This window comes from Hungatella effluvii, from assembly GCF_003201875.1.
GTDB classification, from domain to species: domain Bacteria; phylum Bacillota; class Clostridia; order Lachnospirales; family Lachnospiraceae; genus Hungatella; species Hungatella effluvii.
This window is the reverse complement of the sequence record NZ_QJKD01000005.1, coordinates 211,343-235,024: the sequence shown is the minus strand read 5'-3', so window position 1 is coordinate 235,024 and position 23,682 is coordinate 211,343. Positions and strand designations below refer to the sequence as shown.

The 23,682-nt window shown below is 47.9% G+C and carries 19 protein-coding genes; all 19 read left to right on the top strand.

Features of this window, described 5'->3' with window-relative positions:
• Positions 1-101: 101 nt before the first annotated feature.
• The 19 genes from DFR60_RS11515 to DFR60_RS11425 all read left to right on the top strand — a co-directional run bounded on the left by DFR60_RS11515 (position 102) and on the right by DFR60_RS11425 (position 23,571).
• Positions 102-503 carry a ribosomal maturation YjgA family protein gene (locus DFR60_RS11515; RefSeq protein ID WP_110323039.1) on the top strand — a complete coding sequence of 134 codons (402 nt, stop codon included), beginning with the start codon at positions 102-104 and terminating at the stop codon, positions 501-503.
• Between the two features lie 137 nt (positions 504-640).
• Positions 641-2,296 carry a plasmid pRiA4b ORF-3 family protein gene (locus DFR60_RS11510; RefSeq protein ID WP_110323038.1) on the top strand — a complete coding sequence of 552 codons (1,656 nt, stop codon included), beginning with the start codon at positions 641-643 and terminating at the stop codon, positions 2,294-2,296.
• 224 nt (positions 2,297-2,520) lie between these two features.
• Entirely contained in the window at positions 2,521-3,735 is a 1,215-nt protein-coding gene (locus tag DFR60_RS11505; RefSeq protein ID WP_110323037.1) for an ATP-binding protein, read from the top strand.
• A 126-nt stretch (positions 3,736-3,861) separates the two neighbouring features.
• The gene (locus DFR60_RS11500) at positions 3,862-4,899 is read left to right on the top strand and encodes a nucleotidyltransferase domain-containing protein (RefSeq protein WP_110323036.1); all 1,038 of its coding nucleotides are present in this window, start codon (positions 3,862-3,864) and stop codon (positions 4,897-4,899) included.
• Positions 4,889-5,683: a nucleotidyltransferase domain-containing protein gene (locus DFR60_RS11495; protein WP_110323035.1), complete on the top strand. Its 795-nt coding sequence runs from the start codon at positions 4,889-4,891 to the stop codon at positions 5,681-5,683. Before DFR60_RS11500 ends, DFR60_RS11495 begins: the two co-directional genes overlap by 11 nt.
• A gap of 20 nt (positions 5,684-5,703) precedes the next feature.
• Positions 5,704-6,837 (top strand): Gfo/Idh/MocA family protein, encoded by a 1,134-nt coding sequence (locus DFR60_RS11490; RefSeq protein WP_110323034.1) that lies wholly within the window; start codon positions 5,704-5,706, stop codon positions 6,835-6,837.
• 58 nt (positions 6,838-6,895) lie between these two features.
• The gene (locus tag DFR60_RS11485) at positions 6,896-10,273 is read left to right on the top strand and encodes a DEAD/DEAH box helicase (RefSeq protein WP_110323033.1); all 3,378 of its coding nucleotides are present in this window, start codon (positions 6,896-6,898) and stop codon (positions 10,271-10,273) included.
• 57 nt (positions 10,274-10,330) lie between these two features.
• A complete protein-coding gene (locus DFR60_RS11480) occupies positions 10,331-11,932 on the top strand; it encodes a response regulator transcription factor (RefSeq protein ID WP_243005046.1) in 1,602 nt (533 codons plus the stop codon).
• Positions 11,933-11,947: 15 nt separating this feature from the next.
• Entirely contained in the window at positions 11,948-12,796 is an 849-nt protein-coding gene (locus tag DFR60_RS11475) for a sensor histidine kinase (protein ID WP_110323031.1), read from the top strand.
• On the top strand, positions 12,793-14,181 hold the full coding sequence (locus DFR60_RS11470; RefSeq protein WP_110323030.1) for a sugar ABC transporter ATP-binding protein: 1,389 nt from the start codon (positions 12,793-12,795) through the stop codon (positions 14,179-14,181). Before DFR60_RS11475 ends, DFR60_RS11470 begins: the two co-directional genes overlap by 4 nt.
• Positions 14,178-15,086: an ABC transporter permease subunit gene (locus DFR60_RS11465; RefSeq protein WP_110323029.1), complete on the top strand. Its 909-nt coding sequence runs from the start codon at positions 14,178-14,180 to the stop codon at positions 15,084-15,086. The genes DFR60_RS11470 and DFR60_RS11465 overlap by 4 nt, the downstream gene beginning before the upstream one ends.
• 94 nt (positions 15,087-15,180) lie before the next feature.
• The gene (locus tag DFR60_RS11460; RefSeq protein ID WP_110323028.1) at positions 15,181-16,218 is read left to right on the top strand and encodes a sugar ABC transporter substrate-binding protein; all 1,038 of its coding nucleotides are present in this window, start codon (positions 15,181-15,183) and stop codon (positions 16,216-16,218) included.
• 82 nt (positions 16,219-16,300) lie between these two features.
• Entirely contained in the window at positions 16,301-17,803 is a 1,503-nt protein-coding gene (locus DFR60_RS11455; protein WP_110323027.1) for a sugar ABC transporter ATP-binding protein, read from the top strand.
• A complete protein-coding gene (locus tag DFR60_RS11450) occupies positions 17,790-18,749 on the top strand; it encodes an ABC transporter permease (RefSeq protein WP_110323026.1) in 960 nt (319 codons plus the stop codon). The genes DFR60_RS11455 and DFR60_RS11450 overlap by 14 nt, the downstream gene beginning before the upstream one ends.
• Before the next feature lie 29 nt (positions 18,750-18,778).
• A complete protein-coding gene (locus DFR60_RS11445; protein ID WP_110323025.1) occupies positions 18,779-19,639 on the top strand; it encodes an MBL fold metallo-hydrolase in 861 nt (286 codons plus the stop codon).
• 168 nt (positions 19,640-19,807) lie between these two features.
• Positions 19,808-21,169 (top strand): YecA family protein, encoded by a 1,362-nt coding sequence (locus tag DFR60_RS30165; protein WP_146218597.1) that lies wholly within the window; start codon positions 19,808-19,810, stop codon positions 21,167-21,169.
• A 91-nt stretch (positions 21,170-21,260) separates the two neighbouring features.
• Positions 21,261-21,845: an RQC domain-containing protein gene (locus DFR60_RS11435; protein WP_207659524.1), complete on the top strand. Its 585-nt coding sequence runs from the start codon at positions 21,261-21,263 to the stop codon at positions 21,843-21,845.
• Between the two features lie 286 nt (positions 21,846-22,131).
• On the top strand, positions 22,132-22,875 hold the full coding sequence (locus DFR60_RS11430; protein WP_110323023.1) for a metallophosphoesterase family protein: 744 nt from the start codon (positions 22,132-22,134) through the stop codon (positions 22,873-22,875).
• Positions 22,876-22,938: 63 nt separating this feature from the next.
• Positions 22,939-23,571: an SMI1/KNR4 family protein gene (locus tag DFR60_RS11425; RefSeq protein WP_146218596.1), complete on the top strand. Its 633-nt coding sequence runs from the start codon at positions 22,939-22,941 to the stop codon at positions 23,569-23,571.
• Positions 23,572-23,682 lie beyond the last annotated feature (111 nt).

The window sequence follows — 23,682 nt, the reverse complement described above, 5'->3', positions numbered from 1 at the left end:
AGATGGCCGGAAGCGTGAAACTGCTGCGGTATTCTTTTTTGTTGCAATCATGCATGTTCTCCGCTATGATAGTACATATGAAGAGGAAAGGGGCTTTCGTGATGAGGGAAATGACAGAGAGAAATAAGAAGCTGCGTCTGTTGTACGGGGCGGCGTTTCTGGTGCTGATGGCGGTGGAAACGCTGATTGCCCTGTACGTTCACGACAAAGTGATACGTCCCTATGTGGGGGACATGCTGGTGGTTCTCGTGGTATACTGTTTCGTCAGAATCTTTGTCCCGGTGAAGGTGCGGCTGATGCCGCTTTACGTATTTTTATTCGCGGCATGCGTGGAGGTGCTTCAGTATTTTGACCTTGTGACGCTGTTGGGGCTGTCCGGCAGCAGATTTGCCAGAATTGTACTCGGTTCGGTGTTTGACGTGAAGGATCTGGCCTGTTACGCGGCCGGCTGCCTGCTTTTGTGTGTCTGGGAGCGGAGACCTTCAGTGGCCCGTGAATTGTAACCGGGAGCGTGCAGTTCGAAGAAAAATATGCGAATAGACTGGACAGGAGCAGTAGATTTGTGGTAAATTGTCATGGCGCCGTTTTTATATGTGAGATGAGGCGCAGGACTCTTTATTTAAAGCAGGAGGAAATTTTCATGGGAGCTTATCAGTTCAAGATCGTTATAAAAGGGAGTAAACCACCAATCTGGAGAAGGGTTCTGGTTCCGCAGGGGATTACGTTTGAGCAGCTGCACCAGATTATTCAGGCCGTATTCTGCTGGTCGGATTACCATCTCTATGAGTTTGAGTTCCGTACAATTGGAATTCGGGTGAGAGACGACAGGGTGGAGGAAGACTTTGATATGCCCGGAACCATCTCCAGCGGTACGGTTATCGATGAACTGGTGGCTGATACGAAGAAATTTACATATACATACGATCTGGGAGATAACTGGGAACATACTGTCGAGGTGGAAAAGGTTCTGGAGGAAGATACAGAGCCGTATGCGCGGGTGACGAAGTATAAGGGCGACGTCATACCGGAGGACTGTGGAGGAATCTGCGGATACTATCAGCTTCTGGATACGCTGGCGGACCCGCAGAGACTGGCCGCGTATAACGAAGAAAATGGATTTGATTATAAAGAGTGGGCCGAGAGCCAGGGAATGCGCGAGTATGACGCGGACCTGGTCAATGAAGCGCTTAAACAGCTGGTTTTCTCCGATGGCAGTATGCCGGAGCAGGAGGGGGTAAAGCTGGCCGATATCTTCCGTTTTTACGACAAGGAGAGTATCACAGAGCTGGCAAAACGCCACGGCTTAAGCGGTTATTCGAAGCTTAAAAAGGAAGAACTGATCCGGAAGACGGCGGAATACATGCTCTGCCCGGAGGTGATGAGCGAGTACTTTGTATGTGCGAGAGATGCAGAGATCAGGCTGTTTGAACAGGTTCTGCAGGGAGAAGGCCATATCCCCTATTTTGAACAGGAAAATATGGATTATCTTTATGCCGGGGGCTATGTGACAATGGAGATGAGCCCTGAACTCTATACAGTAGCCGACGATGTGAAGCAGGCGTATGAAGCAATCAATACGGAGGCGTTTCAGGCGGTAAGGAGGCGTATCAGCCGCATCGGAGATTATCTGTGCGCCGCCAACTCGCTGTACGCGGTGACGCCGGCCTCCCTGGTTCTGGAGATATTCAATAAGTATGAAGCGAAAAAGCTGACGGAAGCGGAACTGACAGACGCATACAGGATGCTGTATGCGGCCCGTCCCGAGGTGGAACTGATCGAAGGCCGGTTCGTGGACTGTGTGCTGGCTGAGCAGAAGTCGTATGACGAACTGTACAGCAGACAGCGGAACGTCCCTTACTACATTCCGAATCTGCGGGAAATCGAGTGGATGGCTGACAACGGCGGGTTCCTGATGAGCAGGGAGCTGCAGCATTTTGGAGAATTTTTAACAAAAGAATTAGGTGTCGGGGACGAGCGGATCCCGTATATTTTACGGGATGTCCAGTCTGCCATCAGCGTCGGCTCCGATCTGCAGACCGTGGTAGACGAGCTTGAGACCTATGGAGTCATATTCCGCGGGCAGGAGGAACTGGAGAAGTTCACCAGCCAGATCATGGATGTGTGGAACAGCACGCGCATGGTGCTGAACCGCGGGTATACGCCCCATGAGATGGTGACCAGAGGCTTCAGTCAGGCCGCGGAACCGCGCAGGAACGTTCAGAAAATCTATCCTAACGATCCGTGTCCTTGCGGAAGCGGGAAGAAATATAAGAAGTGCTGCGGGAAGAAGCGGTAGGAAATGGTATTGAGATGGGATTGGAAAAATAGAAGATAATGTGTGGAAAAGCGGAAACGGCCGGATTGAAGAAGGCGGTTTCCGCTTTTTTAAGAATAATCAGGAAAATAATCCTTAAAAGATATGAAAATTAAAAAAATAGGAATTAAATCCTAACTTTTGTTGACTGTGGAATAAATTAGGATTAAAATGGATATAATGAGATGTATGAGAGGGGGAGACATATGGTGAGAATTAACCGTTCTGAATATTTAGACTGGCTGATCCGATGGAGAGGACGGCAGATTATAAAAGTGGTTTCAGGGGTGCGCCGTTGTGGAAAGTCGACGATGTTTGATATTTTCCGAAGTTATTTACTGAATGACGGTGTTCGCCAGGAGCAGATTACCATGCTCAATTTTGAGAATATTGATTACGAGGATTTGACAGACTATAAAAAACTGTATCATTATATGAATGAGCGCTTGCTTCCAGATCAGATGAACTATATATTTCTGGATGAAATTCAGCATGTAGCTAATTTTGAGAAAGCTGTGGACAGTCTTTTCATCAAGGAAAACTGCGATGTTTATATTACAGGTTCTAATGCATACTTTATGTCGGGAGAACTGGCGACACTTCTGTCTGGCCGATATGTGGAACTTAAGATGCTGCCTCTTTCCTTTTCCGAATTCTGTGGTGCTCTGACCGAGACCGGCCTTTCCATGCAGCAGAAGTTTGCCAGGTATCTGGAATTTAGTTCATTTCCGTATGTTACGAGGCTGGGACTGGAACAAAGGGATGCAAAAGAGTATCTGATGGATATTTATCACACGGTTCTCTTGAAAGATGTGGTCGCCAGGCTCAATATATCTGATGTTACCAGTTTGGAAAATGTAGCAAAATTTATGCTGCATAACATTGGGAATCTGGTATCCCCCACAAAGATAGCCAATACGCTGAAATCGCAGGGGACAAAAGTGGATCAGAAAACTGTGGACAAATATCTTCGCGGTCTGACCGACAGCCTTCTTTTATACGAGGCGGGGCGTTACAATATAAAGGGGAAACAGTATTTAACGCAGCAAAGCAAATACTATGCGGTCGATATCGGTCTGCGAAACGTCCTTGTGCGTGGAAAGGACAGCGACGTGGGACACATTCTGGAAAATATTGTTTATCTGGAGCTGCTGCGCCGCGGGTACCGGGTTTATGTCGGACAGTTGAATGACGGCGAAGTGGATTTTGTGGCGATAAGTCCGGAGGAAACCATCTATTATCAGGTGGCGGCAACCACATTGGAGGAATCGACTCTGGAAAGGGAACTTGCACCTCTCAGAAAAATCCAGGACAATTATCCCAAGTATCTCTTAACACTGGATGAATTGTTTAACAATGTGGATTATGAAGGAATTAAAAAAAGAAATGTGCTTGAATGGCTCTTAAAGAAAAGTGAATAGATATGGTTATGCAGTACCCGATGGTTCCCGGATATGGAAAAATCGGGTATTTTTAAACGCTTGTTGGCATTTTTCCGGGGAGCAGTTATACTATAAGTATTATATATGCAGGAAAGGGGGAACCCCATGAGTGAAACAGAGCAGCATTTAACACAGCAGCTTCTGACACAACCGCAGTACGGTTTTTTGAAAACAGATCCCCACCTGGGAAAACATATTATCCTGCTGGGGCTGGCGGGCAGTTATTCCTATGGAACCAACAATGAGAACAGTGACATCGATGTCAGGGGCGTGACATTAAACAGGAGGTCCGATCTGATTGGAATGACCTCCTATGACCAGTATACAGATGAGAATACGGATACGGTGATCTATGCGTTTAACAAGATCATACGGCTATTGCTGGAGTGCAATCCCAATACCTGTGAGCTGTTGGGGCTGAATGAAGAGCATTATTTGTATTTATCCCCGATCGGGAGGGAGCTTCTTGCCAATCGCCGTTTATTCCTTTCAAAGAGGGCGATCCAGTCCTTCGGGGGATATGCGGACCAGCAGCTTAGGCGGCTTCAGAATGCGCTGGCAAGGGACCGGATGGCTTCGGAGGAGCGGGAAAGACATATCTTTAATTCCGTGAAGAACGCCATGTATGAATTTAAAGAGCGCTACCGGATCAACGATTACGGTTCTCTGAAAATCTATATTGATGAGGCGGAGAATCCGGAGATGGATACGGAGATTTTTCTGGATGCCCGGCTTTCTCACTATCCGCTCAGGGATTACCGGAACATATGGGGTGAGATGAATAACATTGTAAAAGAGTATGATAAGATTGGAAAACGGAACCGGAAGAAGGACGACAATCATTTGAACAAGCATGCCATGCATTTGATCCGCCTGTTTATGATGGCGATCGATATTCTGGAGAAGGAAGATATTATTACGTATCGGAAGGACGAGCATGAGCTTCTGATGAAAATCCGGCGGGGAGAATTTCAGAAGGAGGACGGTACCTACCGGGCGGAATTTTATGAGATTCTGGCGGACTACGAAAAGCGGCTGCATGAGGCGGCTGCGAACACATCACTTCCGGAAGAACCGGATTATGAGCGCGTGCAGGAATTCGTCATGAGCGTCAATGAAAGGGTGGTAAGAGATGAGATATAAGGATTTTGAAGGAACGCTGGAGGAACTGGTGGAACAGAAGCTTCAGGAGATAGAGGAAAAGGAACACGTGCGGATTCTTCACGCAGTGGAATCCGGAAGCCGTTCCTGGGGATTTGCATCCCCGGACAGCGATTTCGACGTTCGGTTTATCTATGTGCGCAGGCGGGAGGATTACTTAAAGCTGGAACCCGCCCGCGATGTGATCGAGTGGGAGCTGGACGAAACGCTCGATATCAATGGCTGGGATTTGCAGAAGGCGCTGCGGCAGTATCACCGATCCAACTCCACTCTGTTTGAGTGGGCGAACTCGCCGGTCGTCTACCGCACGACAGAGGAATGGCGGCAGATACACCAGGCTGCGTCCGTGTACTTTTCCGAAAAGGCGGCCATGTACCATTATTACGGAACGGCGAAAAGCAACTTCCTGGAGTTTCTGCAGGGGGACACTGTGAAATATAAGAAATATTTCTATGTGATCCGTCCGGTTCTGGCGTGTAAGTGGATTGAGGAACACGCGTGCCCGCCGCCGGTGCTTTTTTCAGAGCTGATGGAAGCGGTCCGCGGCTGCGATGATCTGGCAAAAGTTCTGGCGGCCATCGAGAAGCTGCTGGAGATTAAGGCGCTGACGCCGGAAAGCGGAGCGGGAGAACGGATCGAAGTTTTGAACCAGTTTATTGAAGAACAGTTGGATTACTATAAATCGCTGCTGGACAAAAAAAAGGACGACAGGAGAGAGAACTGGGACGTGCTGGACCGGCTGTTCCTGGAAAGTCTGAAGGTGTGATAACCGGAAAGGAGATTCTTATGAAAATGACGATAGACAGGACTGCACTGGAGAAAAAGCCGCTTCGCTTTGTGGTGATCGGTTCCGGCTGGCGTTCTCTGTTTTACTGGAGAATTGCCTGTGCGTATCCGGAATTGTTTACCATGGAGGCGATGCTCTGCAGGACGGAGGAGAAGGCCGGTCACATGAGGATACAGTACGGCGTTCCTGCCGTTACATCGGAGGCCGCCTGCGAGGCCATGAAGCCGGATTTCGTGGTGGTGGCGGTGAACAGGACGTCGATCTTTTCGGTAACGAAGCAATGGGCCGGGAAGGGCTTTCCGGTGCTCTGCGAGACTCCGGCGGCGCTGGAACTGGATGAGCTTAAGGAACTCTGGCGTATGAAGATGGAAGAAGGCGCGAAAATACAGGTGGCAGAGCAGTATTTTCTCTACCCTTCCTTTGCCGCAGCCACGGAAGTGGTCAGGCGCGGATTTTTAGGAGAGGCCTCCATGATGACGCTGTCAGCTGTTCACGACTACCATGGCGCCAGCGTCATCCGCCGTATGCTGGGGACAGGACTTCAGAATATGACCATTTACGGGAAGGAATACCCGTTTACGCTGATGGAGACAGACTCCAGAGATGGGGCTATCACAGACGGCCGCATGTCGGAGCGGACGAGACGGCGGATTACATTTGAATTTGAAGACGGGAAAACGGCTTTTTACGATTTCAGCAGTGTGCAGTACCATTCTTATATCCGGAGCAGACATTTGAACGTTCAGGGGATGACGGGGGAATTAAATGACTGGACAGTGCGGTATGTGAAGGAAGAGGTACAGCCTTCGGGAGGGCGTTTTCTGCCGATGGAACAGACAATGAGCGTGGAACGTAACGCGTCCGGCAGCGGCATTATCCGGATTTCTCTGGGAGAGGAACAGCTTTATGTAAACCCATTTGTGCATATGGGACTGAAACAGGTTCTGCCTCAGGACGAGACCGCCATTGCCGTTCTCATGATGGGAATGAGACGGTATATCGAAGAGGGGCTGGAGTGTTATCCTCTGGCGGAAGGGCTTCAGGACGCCTATGCGCTGATTCTGATCAATGAAGCACTGAAAAGTCCGGGGCGGCCGATACGGTCGGAAACCCAGATATGGGCGGAAAAATAGGATCAGGACAACTGCAGGGAAGACAGGTTCAGACAGAGAAACGGAGTAAAGAGACAGTATGATACAGTTAAAGGCAATCAGAGTGGAAACCAGTCCCCAGTCTTTTACGAGAGGAAACCAGCTGTACAGGAGTGGGAAGGTGGAAGACCTGGATTTTCAGAAAAGCAAAGGGAGGCTGGAGGCAAGCGCATGGGTGGAGGGGTCTTATGATAACCGCTACCAGGTGGAGATGACGTATGATCTGAAGCGTGATACATTTGTACAGTACTACTGTGAATGTCCGGCCTACCAATCGTATGACGGGATGTGCAAGCACTGTGTCGCGGTTGCGCTGGAGATGATGGAGCGGGAAGCGGAGGAAGAGGAATCACGTGCTTCGAAAGGTGGAGCAGCCGACCGCATGGAGAGTAAAACAGATGCTGCTTCGCGTACAGTGTCAGACAGGGCGTCGGCCAACGCGTCGGCCGCTGCCGCCAAGATCAGGCAGCCGCCGACGGATACCGCGGTTAAAAAACTGATTTTTTCCAGCACCATGCGGGAAAATGCCCACTACTTTCAGCCGAATTTAAATGGAAATATCAGGCTGGTTCCTGCCCTGCACCGCAATGCGGAGGGGTGGACGGTTGAGTTTAAAATCGGTTCAGACCATCTGTACGTATTAAAGGATATTACCGCAATGGTAAATGCTCTAAAGGAAGAAAAGTATGTACACTATGGACAGAAACTGGCTTTTTACCATGTAAAGAGCGCATTTACCCCGGAAAGCCGCAGACTGGCGGACTTTTTGGAAGACTGTGTGAATCAGGAGCAGGACTTTATTACGGAACTGTATATGATTCGCCGCAGTTATCTGCCCACAATAGCCACCGGACGGAATCTGGTTCTGTCCGGTGACAAGATGGTGCGCTTTTTGCAGGCAGTGGGGCCGGGAGTGATCGCTCTGGAATCCAGATTCTCAGACCTGACCCGGATCAGGATTGTGGAAAAGGATCCGGTTCTTGGTTTTTTCATTGCGGAACGGAGCGGTGGAAGCTGTCTCCTTTCGGTTCCTAAAGGGGAAGCGTTTGCAGGCAAGAGCGGGCTGTGTGTCCTGGAGGGAGACACCATCTACCTGTGCAGTCAGGAATTCAAAGAGCGTATGGGTGGTGTATGCAGTCTGATGGAGCCCTATAAGAAGCAGGAATATCATATCAATGAGGAAGATCTGCCGGTTCTCTGTGCTTCGGTACTGCCGTCACTGGAGGAGTTTGCAATCCTTAAAAAGCCGGATTCGCTGGAGCGCTATCTGCCGAAGCCGTGTGAGATAATCGTGTATCTGGATTATGTGGACCGGACTCTGACTGCATCTATTTACAGTCAATATGGAGAAGCGCGATATAATCTGATTGAGGGACTGGAAGTCAAGGATTTATACCGTGATATGGAAAAGGAGCAGTATACGGCTAAGCTGGCGGCCGGGTATTTCAACTGTGTGGATGAGAAGAAACAGCAGTTGTACATTCCGGAGGAGGACGAGGAGGCGCAGTACCGTCTGCTCAGTACTGGAATTGCGCAGTTTCAGCAGATTGGTGAGGTATATATTTCCGACTCATTAAAACGGCTGAGAGTTTTAAAGGCACCTAAAATTACAATGGGGATTACCCGTAACAGCGGATTGCTGGATATTACGCTTCAGACTGAGCGGTTAGAGCCGGGAGAGCTGGAGGGACTGCTGTCCAGCTACCGGAGGAGGAGAAAATATTACCGCTTAAAGAATGGGGATTTTCTGGAGCTGGAGGACAATGGACTGTCGGCCGTGGCAGAACTGGCCGAGGGGCTGGAACTGAGTGCGGAGGAACTGGAGGAAGGCCATATCCGGGTACCGGAATACCGATCCTTTTATTTAGACCAGGTTCTGCGGGAGAATGAAGGGATAGTAGAAGTAAAACGCAGTTCATCCTACAAAGCATTTCTGCGGTCCATGAAAAATGTGGAGGACAGCGACTATGAAGTTCCGGCCGGATTGAACGCGGAACTAAGGCCGTATCAGAAGTTTGGATTCCGATGGCTCATGACTCTGGGGGCGATGGGATTCGGTGGAATTCTGGCCGATGACATGGGGCTTGGGAAGACGGTACAGGCGATCGCGTATCTGGCGGCGGTGAAGGAAAACTGTGAGGGGGAGATGCACCGGCACAGCCTTATCATCTGTCCGGCTTCGCTCGTCTATAATTGGGAGAGTGAAATACACCGGTTCACGCCCGGACTGACTGTGGAGACGGTTGTGGGAGGGGCTGGGAGCAGGAAGGAAAAGATACGGGAGAGCAGGGCAGACATTCTGCTTACATCTTATGATTTATTGAAACGGGATGCGGAGGCGTACCAGGAAACATTGTTTGATACGGTTTTCATCGATGAGGCGCAGAATATTAAGAACCATGGAACACAGGCGGCAAAGGCAGTGAAGGCCCTCAGCTGTGCCAGACGTTTTGCGCTGACCGGAACACCAATAGAAAATGCGCTGAGTGAGCTGTGGAGTATTTTTGATTTCCTGATGCCCGGATTTTTAGGGGGCTATAAGCATTTTAAGGAGAAGTATGAGCAGCCTGTTACGATCAGACAGGATGAGGTGGCGGCGGAACGGCTGCGCCGGATGATCCGGCCGTTTATTTTGAGACGGTTGAAGAAGGAGGTCTTAAGGGAGCTTCCGGATAAGCTGGAAGAGGTGATTTATTCCCAAATGGAGGATGCACAGAGAGAGATTTATGAGGCCAGGGTGCAGAAGCTGCTGGATTCTCTTGCGAGGCAGAGCCAGGAGGAGTACCGGGTCGGAAAGCTGCGGATTCTGGCAGAACTCACCCATCTGCGCCAGCTGTGCTGTGATCCGTCGCTGGTGTATGAAAACTATAACGGCGGGGCGGCCAAGGTGGATACGTGTGTGGAACTGGTGAGGAATGCGGTGGAAGCAGGAAATAAGATACTGCTGTTTTCACAGTTTACCTCCATGCTGGATATCATTCAGAAACGTCTTGATGAGAACGGCATCGGATATTACATTCTGACGGGGGCTACCTCCAAGGAGAAGCGGAATGAGCTGGTGCGGGCGTTTAATGAGGACGGCACGCCGGTATTCCTGATTTCTTTAAAGGCGGGAGGAACTGGCCTTAATCTGACCGCCGCCAGCATCGTAATCCATTTTGACCCGTGGTGGAATCAGGCGGCCCAGAACCAGGCCACCGACCGCGCCCACAGAATCGGCCAGCAGCAGGTGGTTACGGTGTATAAGCTTATTATGAAGGACACGCTGGAAGAGAAGATTCTGGAAATGCAGGAGAAGAAGGCGGGGCTGTCTGAGGAGATTATGGCGGATGGCAGCATCAGCGAGGTGATTGGTACGAGAGAGGAGTTTATGGAGATTCTGCGCGGGGCGGCGAAAGAATCGGCGGGCAGTCAGTAAATGGCGGCAGGGCAGAAAGTAACGAGCAGATGAAAGATACGGGGGATGAGGGAATACATGCTTAAAGTATTAATTGCAGACGATGAATATAAGGTAGGATTTTTAGTCAAAAAATTAATTGAATGGGAGAAGCTGAATCTGGAGTTTGCCGGGCTTGTGCAGGATGGGATGACAGCGTACGAGAAGATATGCCAGTGTGAACCGGATATTGTGATTACGGACATCCGAATGCCTGTTTTAAGCGGACTGGAATTGATCAAGAAGGTAATTGATGAGGGGCGCAGCGTTCATTTTATTGTAATCAGCGGATATAAATATTTCGAATACGCCCAGCAGGCCATAAAATATGGGGTGGAGGACTATCTGCTGAAGCCGATTGATGAGGTGGAGCTAAACCAGATCTTAAAGAAGATTGCGGACACAGAGACGAGCCGGGAGAAAGAGAGCCGCAGTGTGGATACAATGGCGAAGAAACTTCACGACAGCCGTTATATCCTTCACAGGGAATTTTTAAATTCCATATCCGGAGACGGGGAGATGAATCTGGAGGAGGTCAACAAGAATTATGGCTTAAATTTTGGAGACGGTCTGTTTCGGGTTATCTGTTGTAAACTGGACGGCGACAACCGTGTGGAGAAGAATGATCAGCAGATAAACCTGATCTTAAAAAAGACAGGAGCACTGGTGGAGCAGGCGTTTCAGGGGTGTGTACGCGACATCGCCATTACCTATCAGAAAAATTCTGCCGTCACGGCGGTCATCAACTATATGGCTGAATGGAGAGATGAGGTGGAACAGCGGATTGACAGACTGTTTCAGTCGCAGATGGACTACTTAAGCGGATTTGAACACTACGAGCTGACCATGGGACTGAGCGCGGAATGCGGGGAGTTTGGAAGGCTTCATGTGGCCGCAGAAATGGCCAGAGAAGCTGTGGCATGCCGGATTCTGGGCGGGGCCGGGAGACGGATTGACGAATGGGTCATTGATCGGGATTCCACGGTCTGCGCGGAGGCGATCTGCGGGGAACTGGAGGAGAAGCTGGCGGGAGCCGTGGAGACGGCAAGGTATGACGATATGAAGTATGTGATTGGCCTGGCGTTTCACGAAGCCAGGAAGCGCAGGGCATTTGCCAGTGAATACTATGAACTGGCGGGGCTTCTGTTTCAGTGTTATCTGGAGCATAATCCATTTAAAAGTCCGGCTGAGACTGGGGAACTGAAGGAGCGGTGGCATGAAGGAGCGGGAAACTGTAATTCTGTTATGGTTTTAACGGAATATGTGACAGAGCAGATTATCGCTGATCTTGCTAAACGTGTGGAGACGAGCCGGGAGAGAGAGCGGAAACCCGTCTTAAATGCGGCAGAGTATATCAAAAAGAATTACAGCCAGAAGATTTCCCTGGAAGAGGTCGCAGAGCAGGGCGGCTTTAACATGAATTACTTCTCTGAATTGTTTAAGAAAGAGACGGGAAAGACATTTACCGCCTACGTGACAGATGTCCGGATGGAGGAGGCTAAAAAGCTTCTTAGGGATACGGATATGCCTGTCTATGAGGTGGCTGAGGCTGTTGGCTATAAGGATTCAAAATTCTTCAGCCAGCAGTTTGTGAAGACAGTTGGAATCAAGCCTATGGAATACCGGAAGCTTTATTATTAAGGATGGAGAAGCGTAATGAAAATCGCTGTTGCGGCGGCAGTGGTGGCGTCAGCAGCCTGTATGCTGCTGGGGCTGTACTGCCTTTATTTAAAAAACAAAATAAAAAAGGTGGAAGCCGGACGGGAACGCCAGTTGTCTGAGCTGGAGGAAAAACTTCAGGATGAGTATTCAGTCCGCATGGTGGACAAGCAGGCTAAGCTTTCCGCGCTCCAGAGTCAGATCAACCCCCATTTTTTGTATAATACGCTGGAGTGCATCCGGAGTGAGGCACTTCTCTATGATTGTGACAGTATTGCCAGAATGGCCAAGGCACTGGCGTCCTTTTTCCGCTACAGTATCAGCAAAAAGGAGAATATCGTGACGCTCCGGGAGGAATTCAATAATATTGAAAATTATTTCCTGATTCAGAGCTACCGGTTTGACGACAAATTCTCGTTTGAGATACTGGCCGCGCCGGAGGATCGGGAGGCGTATTCCTGCCTGATTCCCAAGCTGTCCCTGCAGCCGATTGTGGAGAATGCTATTTTTCACGGTCTGGAGACGAAACCGGACAAGGGAAAGGTTACGATCCGGGTAGAGATGACGGAAAAGAATGTGATTATTATTGTATCGGATGATGGCGTGGGAATCGGGAGAGAGGAACTGGAGCGGATGCGGGATTCGCTGAAGAACTCGAAGAAAGAGACAGATAAGGAGCGCAAAACATCGGGAGAACGGGGCAACGGGATTGCGCTTACCAATGTCAGCCAGCGAATCAAGCTGATTTTCGGAGATGATTACGGGCTGAACCTATACAGTACGAAAGGAATCGGCACGGATGTGGAAATCATTCTGCCGATTATGACGGATAAATCTTTGCTATGAAGAGAGAACTGCTGTTATTAAAAAAAGTGACAATCGAGGGTGCAGACAGCGGCAACAGGCTGTACGATGTGGATTTGCTCCTGCGGGAATCGGAGTGCTTCTGCCTCGTCAGTGCGGTGCATCAGAAGGAAGTTCTTGTAGAGTATATGCAGGGATTGGGAAAACGGATTTCCGGAAGTGTGAGGCTTAAGGGAACGGAACTGACCCGTGCAGACAGGAAGACTCTGGAGAAACATAAGGTATTTGTCATCAGCAGGAGTACACCGTATATGAATACTTTGAATATCGGTGAAAATATCTTTCTCCTCAGAAGGAACAGCCTGAAGAAGGTCGTAATCAATGAGCGTGCGATCCGAAACCAGACGGAATATTATTTTGAAAAATATAAGATAGAGCTTAATCCGGATGCGGCTTCTGAGACTTTAAGCAATGCGGATAAGATTATCATCGGAATTATCAGAAGCGTATCTCAGGGCGGGCGGTTGATCGTACTTTCCGATACGTCGGGGGCATTTTCCCAGAAAGAAATGGTGCGTCTCACTTCCCTGATTGAAAGGCTTAAGGAGGAAGGGATCGGAATTCTGATTTCAGATAATAATCCCCAGGCATTTTACTGTGTGGCAGACCGCCTCATTATTTTCAAACACAGGAAGATCGCAAAGAAGATTTACGATCCGGAGCAGTTTCCGCTGGCAACAGAAATCATTCTCCGCGGTACAAAAGCCGGGGAGGGAAGCCAGAAGGAAAAGAAGACAGATATACCTTCCATCTGTATTAGAGGATTGAAAGCAGGAGAACGGACGGTTTCCATAGAGGCCTGCAGAGGAGAGATTGTATTGGTTTCCCGCGAGGCCGCTCCGATAGACAGTCTTTGGGATCAGTGCCGGCGGCCTTCAGACTGCGGTCTGGAGTTCTTCATTGACGGAAAAAAGGTTTCGTCCCATACAATGGCCGATCTGGTCAAAAACAGGGTGGGAATGATGAGCTATGAGATATCACGCATGGGAGTAATGGAAAATATGTCAAAAGAGGATAACATCCTGATGCCTTCTTATCGAAAGATCAGCGGCAGACTGGGATTTTACCGCAAAGCTTCCTCGTATATCTTAAGAGATAACTTTCTGTTTGAGGCTGGAGAAGCCTTAGATGATATTGATCTGGAAAAAAATGGGTGGAAGCTGGTTTTTTACCGGTGGAAGCTTTTTAATCCGCGTGTTTTAATCGTTCATAACTGTATTACGGCGGCGGATCTATGGGAGCGGGACTGGATTAAAAAGCGGCTGATTGAGATGGCGGAGAGGGGGACTGCCGTGATCCTGCTGGAAAATGAGGCGGCATTCTGTTCCGGCTTCTCCGACAGAGTATGGACGGTGGATAAGGTATGAAGATACGAAAGATTATACGGATGAATGTTCTGAATATCGTGGTATGGGCCGTGTTTTTTATCATGTGGGCGGCCGGTATGTCCAATAATGTGTACTGGTCCGTCACACGGCAGCTTTTGACCATGATTTTCATGACATTTGGCCTTATGATTCAGATGATAAGCGGCGTGCTGGATTTGTCATTTGCCGCTGAAATATCGGCATCGACCTGTATCGGTGCCTGTTTGCTGCGCACAGGGATGCCTCTCGTGCCGGCGATGGCTGTGGTGCTTGTGTTCCATCTGGGACTGGGAGCTTTAAAAGGATTTTTGGTAGCCGGTCTGCGCGTCAATCCGGTCATCATCACCCTGGCGCTTCAGATCATAGTGAGTAATTTATCAGGTCTGTTTACCGGTGACCACATGGTTATTTTCAACCGAAAGGATGTGTATGCGAGCCATGCCTTCTGGCTGTCTCTCTCTGTCCTGTCCATGGTTTCCAGTCTCTTTTTGTGTTTTTTTCTCAAACGGACCTATTATGGTAAATATCTTCGGATGCTGGGAGAAAATCCGGCCGCTGTCAGGGAGAGCGGACTGAATCATACGGCTATCCGGATGATAATCAGTATGGCGGCCTCTGTTTTTTATGGAATTGCGGCCATGGTTCTGCTGTTTATCACTTCATCGGGCAGCTCATCAAACGGCAGTCATTATCTCTACCCGGTCATAGCGGCAGCCTGTATGGGCGGAATCAGCTTTTTAAACGGCAGAGGAAGGGTATCCGGCGCCTGGGCAGGAACTGTGAGCGCCGTCATGTTCATGCACATCATTGTGATTCTGGGTATCCAGAGCAGCCTGGAGGCGATTCTGGAAGGTCTGATTATCATCATTTCCATTCTTTTGGCAGTTCATCCTGCAAACAACTGAAAATAGTCCCCTTAAATCTGAAAATCCCCTCATTGAGAGATCGGGCACAACAGGGTATCATAAAGACATCAAAAATCTCAGGGAGGCAGCAAAAATGAAAAAACAGTTAGCAGCATTACTATGCGGAACCATGCTTTTGACGGCAGTCTTAAACGGCTGTACCATGAATTCACCCGTTCAGGGGAAAACGGAGACAACCACCGCGGCAAAATCGGACGATGCAGGTACAAGCGGAGCGAATGGCATGGAAAGTGAAGGTTCAAAGGCAGTGTCAGAGAAGGCTAAAATTGGTCTTTTGGCCCCAACCCTTCAAACCGAGTTTTTTATCAACATAGACGACGGTTTAAAGAAGGAATGCGAGGCCAGAGGCTGGGACTATGTGGCGGTCAGCTTTGACAACGATTCCGCGACAGCAGTTACTTCTATTGAAAACATGGTTACCGGAAAATGTGACGTGATCGTGGCCATGGTTTCAGATGAATCATGTGACGATGCTTTGAAAAAGGCGCAGGAAGCAGGAGTTAAAATCATTGAATGCGGCGTGCAGACAGAGGTATTTGATGTTTGCTTAAATACCGACCAGTATATGATTGGCAAAGAGATTGGAACCATGGCTGGGGAATGGATTAACAGCACACTGGATGGAAAAGGAAAAGTAGTGGTTTATACCACCTTCCAGAATACGGATATGCAGAACCGCGGAAACGGAATTCAGGACGGCTTAAAGGAAGCTGCCCCGGATGCGGAAATTCTGGAGGTCGTTGATATTGGAAAAGACGTGGTCGGTTCCGGAACGACAACCACAGAGACCATGCTTCAGAAGTATCCAGAACTCAACTGTATCGCGGCCTATGGCGACGCGGCAGCGGTGGAATCCTCAGAGGCTGCCAAAGCCGCGGGGAAAAGCGGGGACACCTTTGGCATTTTCTCCTGCGATGGAACGAATCAGGCGTTAAAGGGAATTGCAGAGAACGATCCAATGCATGGAACCATCAAATTCGAGGAAATGGGACCGATCATGGCCGAATACAGCGAAAAGCTGCTGGCAGGCGAGACATTCCCTGAACCCATTGATTTCCCAACACAGCAGATCACTTCTTCCAACGTTTCAGAATTTTACACAGCGGAGTAGGAGGCGTAAGGAGTTCTGGAAACGGAACTCCTTTGTATTTACTGAAAGGACGATTGTGGCAGAGGAAGAGAGGAATGGTCAAATGCCGGAGAATACTATATTAAGCGTCAAGAACATTGTAAAGACTTATCCTGGTGTGATCGCGATTAACCATTTTTCCATGGACGTAAGAGAGGGAGAGGTTCACGCTCTGATCGGAGAAAATGGAGCAGGAAAATCCACGCTGATCAAGACCCTGTCGGGGGCCATTACCCCGGATGAGGGAACTGTCTGCGTATGCGGGAAAGAGTTTGCTTCCATGACTCCGAAGCTTGCAAAGGAGCAGGGAATCGAGGTTATCTACCAGGAATTCACGCTGGTTCCGGGAATCAGCGCGGCGGAGAACGTATTTCTCGGTGAGAAGACGAAACCGGGATTATTCGTAGATATTAAGGAGAGGGAGAAGAGGGCAAAGGAACTGTTTGAACGGTTAAACGTGGACATTGATGTATCGAAACCGGTGAAAAATCTGTCTCCGGCCCACCAGCAGCTGGTGGAGATCGCGAAGACCGTCAGCAAACAGGTGAAGATTCTGATTATGGACGAACCCACGGCTCCTCTTACGGTCAGCGAGGTGGAGACGCTGTTCCGCATCATTAAGGACTTAAAGAGCCAGGGAGTCACCATTATTTACATCTCTCACCGGCTGGAAGAACTCTTCGAGATCGCGGATCGTGTCACGGTCATGAGGGATGGCTGTTTTGTGGATACAAAGGACATTGCGGGGATCGACAGAAAGCAGCTGATTTCCATGATGGCAGGCCGGGAGCTGAACGAGAGCTATCCTGAAAAGAAATGTGAAATTGGGGAAGAAGTACTGCGGGTGGAACATTTGACTGGAAATGGGGATACGGACATTTCCTTCAGCCTTCGGAGAGGGGAAATTCTGGGGTTTGCAGGTCTTGTGGGTGCAGGGCGGACAGAGCTTATGAGAGTCATCTACGGGGCAAATCCGAAAGAGGAGGGCCGTATCATTGTCAATGGAAAGGAAGAAAAGATAAAATCCTGCCAGGATGCGATACGGTGTGGAATCGGTTATATCCCGGAGGACCGGAAGAATCACGGTGTATTTTTAAGAATGTCCATCAAATGGAATACGGTGGCCAACAATTTAAAGGGGTATTCCAACGGCCTTTTTGTAGATAAGAAACGCGAGGCTAAGGCAGCGGAGGAATATCAGGATAAATTCAAGATCAAGACTCCAAATCTGGATCAGCTGGTTGGGAACTTATCGGGAGGAAACCAGCAGAAGGTGGTTATTGCGAAGACACTGGCGGCTAACAGTAAAATTATTATTTTCGATGAACCGACGAGGGGAATTGATGTGGGCGCCAAGCATGAGATCTACAAGCTGATGAACGAGCTGGCGGAAGCCGGGCACTCTATCATCATGGTATCTTCTGATATGCCGGAGCTTCTCGGCATGTCCGACCGGATCGTGGTCATCTACGAGGGCCGCAGGACGGGGGAGGTGTCGAAAGAGAAATTTGACCAGAATTATATATTGGATTTAGCTTCAGGAGGAGAAGAAAATGGAAAAAACTAAGACAAGCTGGATAGATTTATACAAGAAATACGGAATCTACATTTTTTTAGTGGTGGTATGCGCCTTCTTTTCTGTGGCGGCCCCCAATTTTCTGTCAGCATCCAATTTAATCAATATTCTGCGTCAGGTATCCATGTTTGGAATTGTGGTAATTGGAGTCACCATGGTTATGATCGGCGGTGGAATGGATTTATCGGTTGGCGGACAGATGGCGGTCGTGGGGATGGTAGTAGGTTTTCTGCTGGTTAAGTTAAAACTGCCGATTCCGGTGACGGCGCTGATTGGGATACTGACAGGAATTGCGTTTGGTACGGTTAATGGAATTGTAGCCATTAAGTTAAAAATTATGCCGATTATTGTTACGCTTTCCACGATGCTGATTCTGCAGGGGGTTGCCTATCTGATCACGGGCGGCTATCCGATTACCGGTATGCCGAAGCCGTTTTTGATGCTGGGCCAGGGATATATCGGGCCCATTCCGATTCCTGTTATCATATTTGTGCTGTTTATTCTTTTTGGCTGGATTGTGATGAATAAGACGTATCTGGGCCGTATGATCTACGCGCTGGGAGGGAACAAAGAGGCGGCCAGACTGGCGGGGATAAATGTGGATAAGCTGACTATTATGGTATATGCATTTGCGGGATTTGCGGCAAGTATTGCGGCACTTATTATGGTAGCCAGAACCAATGCTTCACAGCCCGGAGCCGGAAGTTCCTATCCGTTTGACTGTATGACCGCAGCCTGTCTGGGAGGAATCAGTATTGCAGGCGGCGAGGGTAAAATATCAGGAGCAGTCATTGGTGTTATTATTATCGGTGTGCTGGATAACGGGCTGGTACTGATGGGCGTTAATTCTAATTTCCAGAGTGTAGTAAAGGGAATTATACTTCTGCTGGCAGTGGCGATTGACTGTTATGAGGCAAAGAATAAGAAAAAGGCGTGAGAAGGGCGTAAAGAAAGGGGTGGTTTTATATGCTAAGCAGGAAGCTTCCATTTTATGAGATAGAGGATGGGATTTATGAGATCGACGAGTTTGACTGTGTGAGTGTGTTTGTTATCGTGGGGGAAAAACGGGCTTTGGTTGTGGATACAGGGACTGGAATTGGGGACCTGAAGTGGATAATTGAAGAGAAAATCACGGATAAACCGTATGATGTGGTACTGACTCACAATCATGGGGATCATACAGGCGGAGCCGGATTCTTTGATGAGGTGTGGATTCATGCGGCCGATATGGACTGGACCGGCGCCACGGCGCCCAGTGTTGAATTTCGGAAAGATTACGCGGGAATCATCAGGCGGAGAGAAAATAAAAATTATGATTATGATGTAGAAACGGATATCCGGCCGTGGGAGAAGGCTCCGAAGCTTAAGAAGATGACAGACGGACAGGTCTTTGATCTCGGCGGCCGCCGGGTGACTGCATATCACTGTCCGGGACATACGGCTGGAGAGATGGTTTTTATCGATGACTTGACGAAGACGCTGTTGCTGGGGGATGCGTGTAACTGCAATCTATTGCTGGGCAGGGGATTTGGAAAGAATCCCAGAGATGAAATCCGGATTGCCAGGGAAGGCCTGGAGCGCCTGATTGCCATGAGGGGCCAGTATGAGCGCTTCTATAATGCACATCATGATTTCCGGGGATTTGGCCAGACGCTGTACGCGGAGGCGCTGGAAGATGCGGCGGGGTGCTATGGGAGTCTTCTGGATGGGACTGCAAAGTTTGTGGAAGTACCGGACAGCCTGTTCCTGGATAATCCGCCAAAGGTGGCGGCGGAGTATGGAAAGGTACAGGTTTCTTATATAGATGGAAGGATTGATGAGGTTTAGGGAGTTAAGATGATGGAAAGACATGCTGATATTTTCAATGTATGAAAAATCAGCATGTCTTTTTTGTCTGATTAATTTACAGTATTGTATAAGTTTGATACAATGATTGTGATTACAGGATGATTGATTTGAGTATATTTGTTGAATTAACGAATACAGGGAGGAACGATGAGCGAATATTTTTATGACGATTTAGACATGGAATTAGATGGATTATTCGATCTTATAGAAGATCCGTTAATAAATTCATTTTTCATAAAGGGCGAACCGGATCCCCATCTCGGAACGTCCCTTTTGAGGTGCCCAAAGTCTCTTCAGGATACAATAGCAGAAGAGTATAATCTGAAGCTGGGGAATGGAAAGGGACGTAAGAAACAGCTGCAAATGTTGGAAAAAAGAATTATAGAGGAGCTGCCTCGCCGGATTGAGGTAATGAGTATAGATGATGTAAAGATGCTGATGACACTGGCTGAAGGGGAAGAAGATATAGCAGATGCGGCAAATGGATTCAGCCTGTTGGGAAGAGGCTGGGTATTTTACTATATTGACAATGATAAACAGGATACAATTCCTGTGGTTCCAGTTGAAATTGTGGAAAAGCTTAAGGAGATTTTTAAGGATCGGGAGTTGATCGTCCGCATGGGCTGCTGTGAGGTGTTCCGCCGCTATATCTATACGCTTTTAAGATTATATGGAGTATTTGATAAAAACTGGTTGTTTACGGTAATTGAAAAACACAGTGCAGCGGAGGAGAGCGGGGCTGAGGCAGAGGAAAAAGGAACGGAAGAAAAAGGATCAGAGGAAAAAGGATCAAAAGAAAAAGGATCAAAAGAAAAAGAACCGGAAGAAAAAGCGTCAATAGAGAAAGCATCAGAAGAGAAAAGAGCCGGCATAGCAGAACTGCCGGAGACGGATAAGCTGATAGAACTGCTGAAAGAGCAGCTGAGCAGAATACAGAAAGAATCCGGAGTATTTGAGATAAATGAAGATTACCTTTACGCTTCAGAATTGGGTGATGACGAGGATTACAAGAAGCGTATTGATACAGTGAGAAACAAGCTTTATTATGAACCCGCCGAAAAGGATATTATCTTTTACCGGGAGAATTATGTTGATAAACGTTCTAAAGAATATCATTTGTTAAAAGGATATCTGGGTAAGAAAATATACAATACCGAGACACTGGAGAAGCTTCTGGAAGAACTTTCTGTGGAAGTTGTGGAAGAGGTAGGCGGATTATTTGCGGTTCCGGAGATATTGGAAAGATACGACTGCACGTTTTCCTCTGGCGGAGATTTAAAAGAGTTTGAGCAGATTTTCCGAAATTGGGAAGATCAGGTGCGTAAATGGAATAACCGCGGTTTTACAAATGTAGAGATGAAGGCGCGGGGAGAATGCGGTTCATTGGCAAAGATTGACTGGAATCTTGCCAGTATGACGTTTAAAGAGGAGAATCCTGATCCGAATTCCCCTTGTCCCTGCGGAAGCGGGAAGAAATACAGGCAGTGCTGTGGCAGGGGGAAGAAGTAGAAATAAAATGTAAGAAGTAAGTTGTAAGATATAAGTTGTAAGATATAAGCGGTTTGAGGTGGTATATTGGCAAAGGAATGCGAGGTTTATTATGGCCAGAAGACAGAGGATTCGATATGAGTTGAATACCGGAGAGATTACGAAACTTCAGCCGGAAGAAATCCGGGTGATATTGAGAGCTGCGGATGAAATGATTGCCACGGCGGGGCGAAGCATGCTGGTTAAGGTATTGAAGGGATCAAAAGACAAAAAAGTGCTGGAGTATAAGTTGGACGAGTGCCCCTCATACGGTTACTATCATGATCTGACGATGGAGGAAATCGGAAAACGGGTAGACTATATGATTGTAAAAAGGTATTTGAGGATCGAGTACAGCGGCCGTCTTCCTATGCTGGTATTTACAGATAAGGGCTGGGAAATGGAATGCGAAACGTATACAAGTGAATGGGTTTGCCGTTTTAAGGAGGTTGTTGAATCGAAGGTGTTGCGTCTGGATATGTTTGAGGAGTTGAAAATAGTCAACCGACAGGTGGTTTTTGCGATGCTGGATAAGATAAAAGAGATCGGAGATAAAAGATATATTCCAGTTTTGAAGACGTGGCAGAAAGGCGAGGTACGCAAGGTGAGACAGAAGTTAGAGGGGGTGATTACGGTTTTGGAGAATAGGGAAGAGTGAAGAGAAAACGGTGTCCAAATCCAGAAAATAGCGGAGAAGGACGCTATTTTTTGTTGGGAGTAATTTGGAGGCTCATTAAATAAGGAAAGTTTTTTTCTGGATTTTCAGTAAGGGATATGGTATTCTATAAACATAGTGAGGGAACGTATGTTTGCGAGAGCGGTTGTGTCAAAAATAAAGAGGGATTAACGGTTGATTGGCTGGGATTGTTATTGAAACCGGAATGTAATTGAATTAGAGCAATGAAAAAGTAAACTGATACGAAATCGGAAGGGGGAGACTGTATATGATTTTTATAACAGGCGATTGTCACGGAGATTACCGCCGCTTTCGTACGGATATATTTATAGAGCAAAAAGAGATGACAAAGGATGATTTCGTGATTGTTTGTGGTGATTTTGGTCTCTGGGATGAATCCGGGGAACAAAAGTACTGGAGAAAGTGGTTGTCGGGGAAGTCATTTACTACGCTGTGGGTAGATGGAAATCATGAAAACTATGATCTTTTGAAGACGTATCCGGTGGAACGATGGAAAGGCGGCAAGGTACAATTTATTACGCCAGACATTATACATCTGATGCGCGGACAGATATTTGATATTGACGGAATTCGATTCTTTACATTTGGAGGAGCCAGAAGTCATGACATCTCAGGTGGAATTCTGGAGCTGGATGATCCGGATTTTAAACGAAAAAAGAAGGAATTGGACCATGGCTTTGAACCATACCGAATTAATCATTTGTCCTGGTGGAAAGAGGAAATGCCGGAAAAGAGTGAATTGGAAGAGGGGCTTCGCAGTCTGAACCAGTGCGGCTGGAAGGTGGATATGATTGTCAGCCATTGCTGTGCATCTTCCGTTCAAAAGGAAATCTGCGGGGATCGGTGCGAGTGCGATACACTGACTGAGTATTTTGAAATGATAATGAACCGATGTGAGTTTAAAAAATGGATATTCGGGCATTATCATGAGAACAGAAATGTTGGGAAGAAATTTGTGGTTTTGTATGAGCAGATAGTGAGGATTGTGTGAGACCGGAGGCAGAGTATGTGCAGGTAATGTTGTTGAAGAAGAGAGGTGTCTGGTGTGGCCGATATGAATTTTTTAGAAATAAGGAACTTATTCCATATTGAGGGGAATATAGGGTTCCATACAGATGAGATTAAGAGAGCAGAAAACAAGTGGGGAGCGCTGCCGGCAGTGCTTAAGGAGTATTACCGTCAGTTGGGAGCGCATGAGCGGCTGAACCGGACGCAGAATTTCCTGCGCAGGCCAGATGAATTGTTTGAAAGGGGAGAGTATCTGGTGTTTTACATAGAGAATCAGGACTGTGTTGACTGGTGTATTCATAAGGAGGACTTGGGCGAGGACAATCCGGCGGTTTACTGTAGAAATTATAATGATGAAATGGTACTGGAAAGCAGTACGCTTACTGACTTTTTAAATGCGATGGCACTGTTTCAGGCGGGAAGCTGGGGAATGACTCATTGCGACGATGAGATTTACTCGATTACGGAAGAACAGGCGGAAAAAATTCGGAAGAAATACATGAAAAGAAAATATGAACTGCACCAGTGGCTCCGGATGAGTTTTTATGGGAATTTTGATGATGAGGTGATCCTGATGACGGAGAATGGGGATTATGATATGACGTTTGGGGCGGAAGATGGGGAGAGATTTCGGGAGATGGTAGAGTTTATGAGGGGACTTGGGCTGGAGGCGTACTAAGGGAATTTGTTTGATTCTCTGGAACAGAGGCGGTATAATGACAACAAATAGGGCGAAAATGCAGAACTCCATTTGCCAATTAGAAAAGTATGGAAATTATAATTAGAAATA

Bases quoted from the DNA above. Each gene is read 5' to 3' on its own strand.
- DFR60_RS11515 (WP_110323039.1), top strand. From the start codon at position 102: ATGAGGGAAATGACAGAGAGAAATAAGAAGCTGCGTCTGTTGTACGGG.
- DFR60_RS11510 (WP_110323038.1), top strand. From the start codon at position 641: ATGGGAGCTTATCAGTTCAAGATCGTTATAAAAGGGAGTAAACCACCA.
- DFR60_RS11505 (WP_110323037.1), top strand. From the start codon at position 2,521: ATGGTGAGAATTAACCGTTCTGAATATTTAGACTGGCTGATCCGATGG.
- DFR60_RS11500 (WP_110323036.1), top strand. From the start codon at position 3,862: ATGAGTGAAACAGAGCAGCATTTAACACAGCAGCTTCTGACACAACCG.
- DFR60_RS11495 (WP_110323035.1), top strand. From the start codon at position 4,889: ATGAGATATAAGGATTTTGAAGGAACGCTGGAGGAACTGGTGGAACAG.
- DFR60_RS11490 (WP_110323034.1), top strand. From the start codon at position 5,704: ATGAAAATGACGATAGACAGGACTGCACTGGAGAAAAAGCCGCTTCGC.
- DFR60_RS11485 (WP_110323033.1), top strand. From the start codon at position 6,896: ATGATACAGTTAAAGGCAATCAGAGTGGAAACCAGTCCCCAGTCTTTT.
- DFR60_RS11480 (WP_243005046.1), top strand. From the start codon at position 10,331: ATGCTTAAAGTATTAATTGCAGACGATGAATATAAGGTAGGATTTTTA.
- DFR60_RS11475 (WP_110323031.1), top strand. From the start codon at position 11,948: ATGAAAATCGCTGTTGCGGCGGCAGTGGTGGCGTCAGCAGCCTGTATG.
- DFR60_RS11470 (WP_110323030.1), top strand. From the start codon at position 12,793: ATGAAGAGAGAACTGCTGTTATTAAAAAAAGTGACAATCGAGGGTGCA.
- DFR60_RS11465 (WP_110323029.1), top strand. From the start codon at position 14,178: ATGAAGATACGAAAGATTATACGGATGAATGTTCTGAATATCGTGGTA.
- DFR60_RS11460 (WP_110323028.1), top strand. From the start codon at position 15,181: ATGAAAAAACAGTTAGCAGCATTACTATGCGGAACCATGCTTTTGACG.
- DFR60_RS11455 (WP_110323027.1), top strand. From the start codon at position 16,301: ATGCCGGAGAATACTATATTAAGCGTCAAGAACATTGTAAAGACTTAT.
- DFR60_RS11450 (WP_110323026.1), top strand. From the start codon at position 17,790: ATGGAAAAAACTAAGACAAGCTGGATAGATTTATACAAGAAATACGGA.
- DFR60_RS11445 (WP_110323025.1), top strand. From the start codon at position 18,779: ATGCTAAGCAGGAAGCTTCCATTTTATGAGATAGAGGATGGGATTTAT.
- DFR60_RS30165 (WP_146218597.1), top strand. From the start codon at position 19,808: ATGAGCGAATATTTTTATGACGATTTAGACATGGAATTAGATGGATTA.
- DFR60_RS11435 (WP_207659524.1), top strand. From the start codon at position 21,261: ATGGCCAGAAGACAGAGGATTCGATATGAGTTGAATACCGGAGAGATT.
- DFR60_RS11430 (WP_110323023.1), top strand. From the start codon at position 22,132: ATGATTTTTATAACAGGCGATTGTCACGGAGATTACCGCCGCTTTCGT.
- DFR60_RS11425 (WP_146218596.1), top strand. From the start codon at position 22,939: ATGAATTTTTTAGAAATAAGGAACTTATTCCATATTGAGGGGAATATA.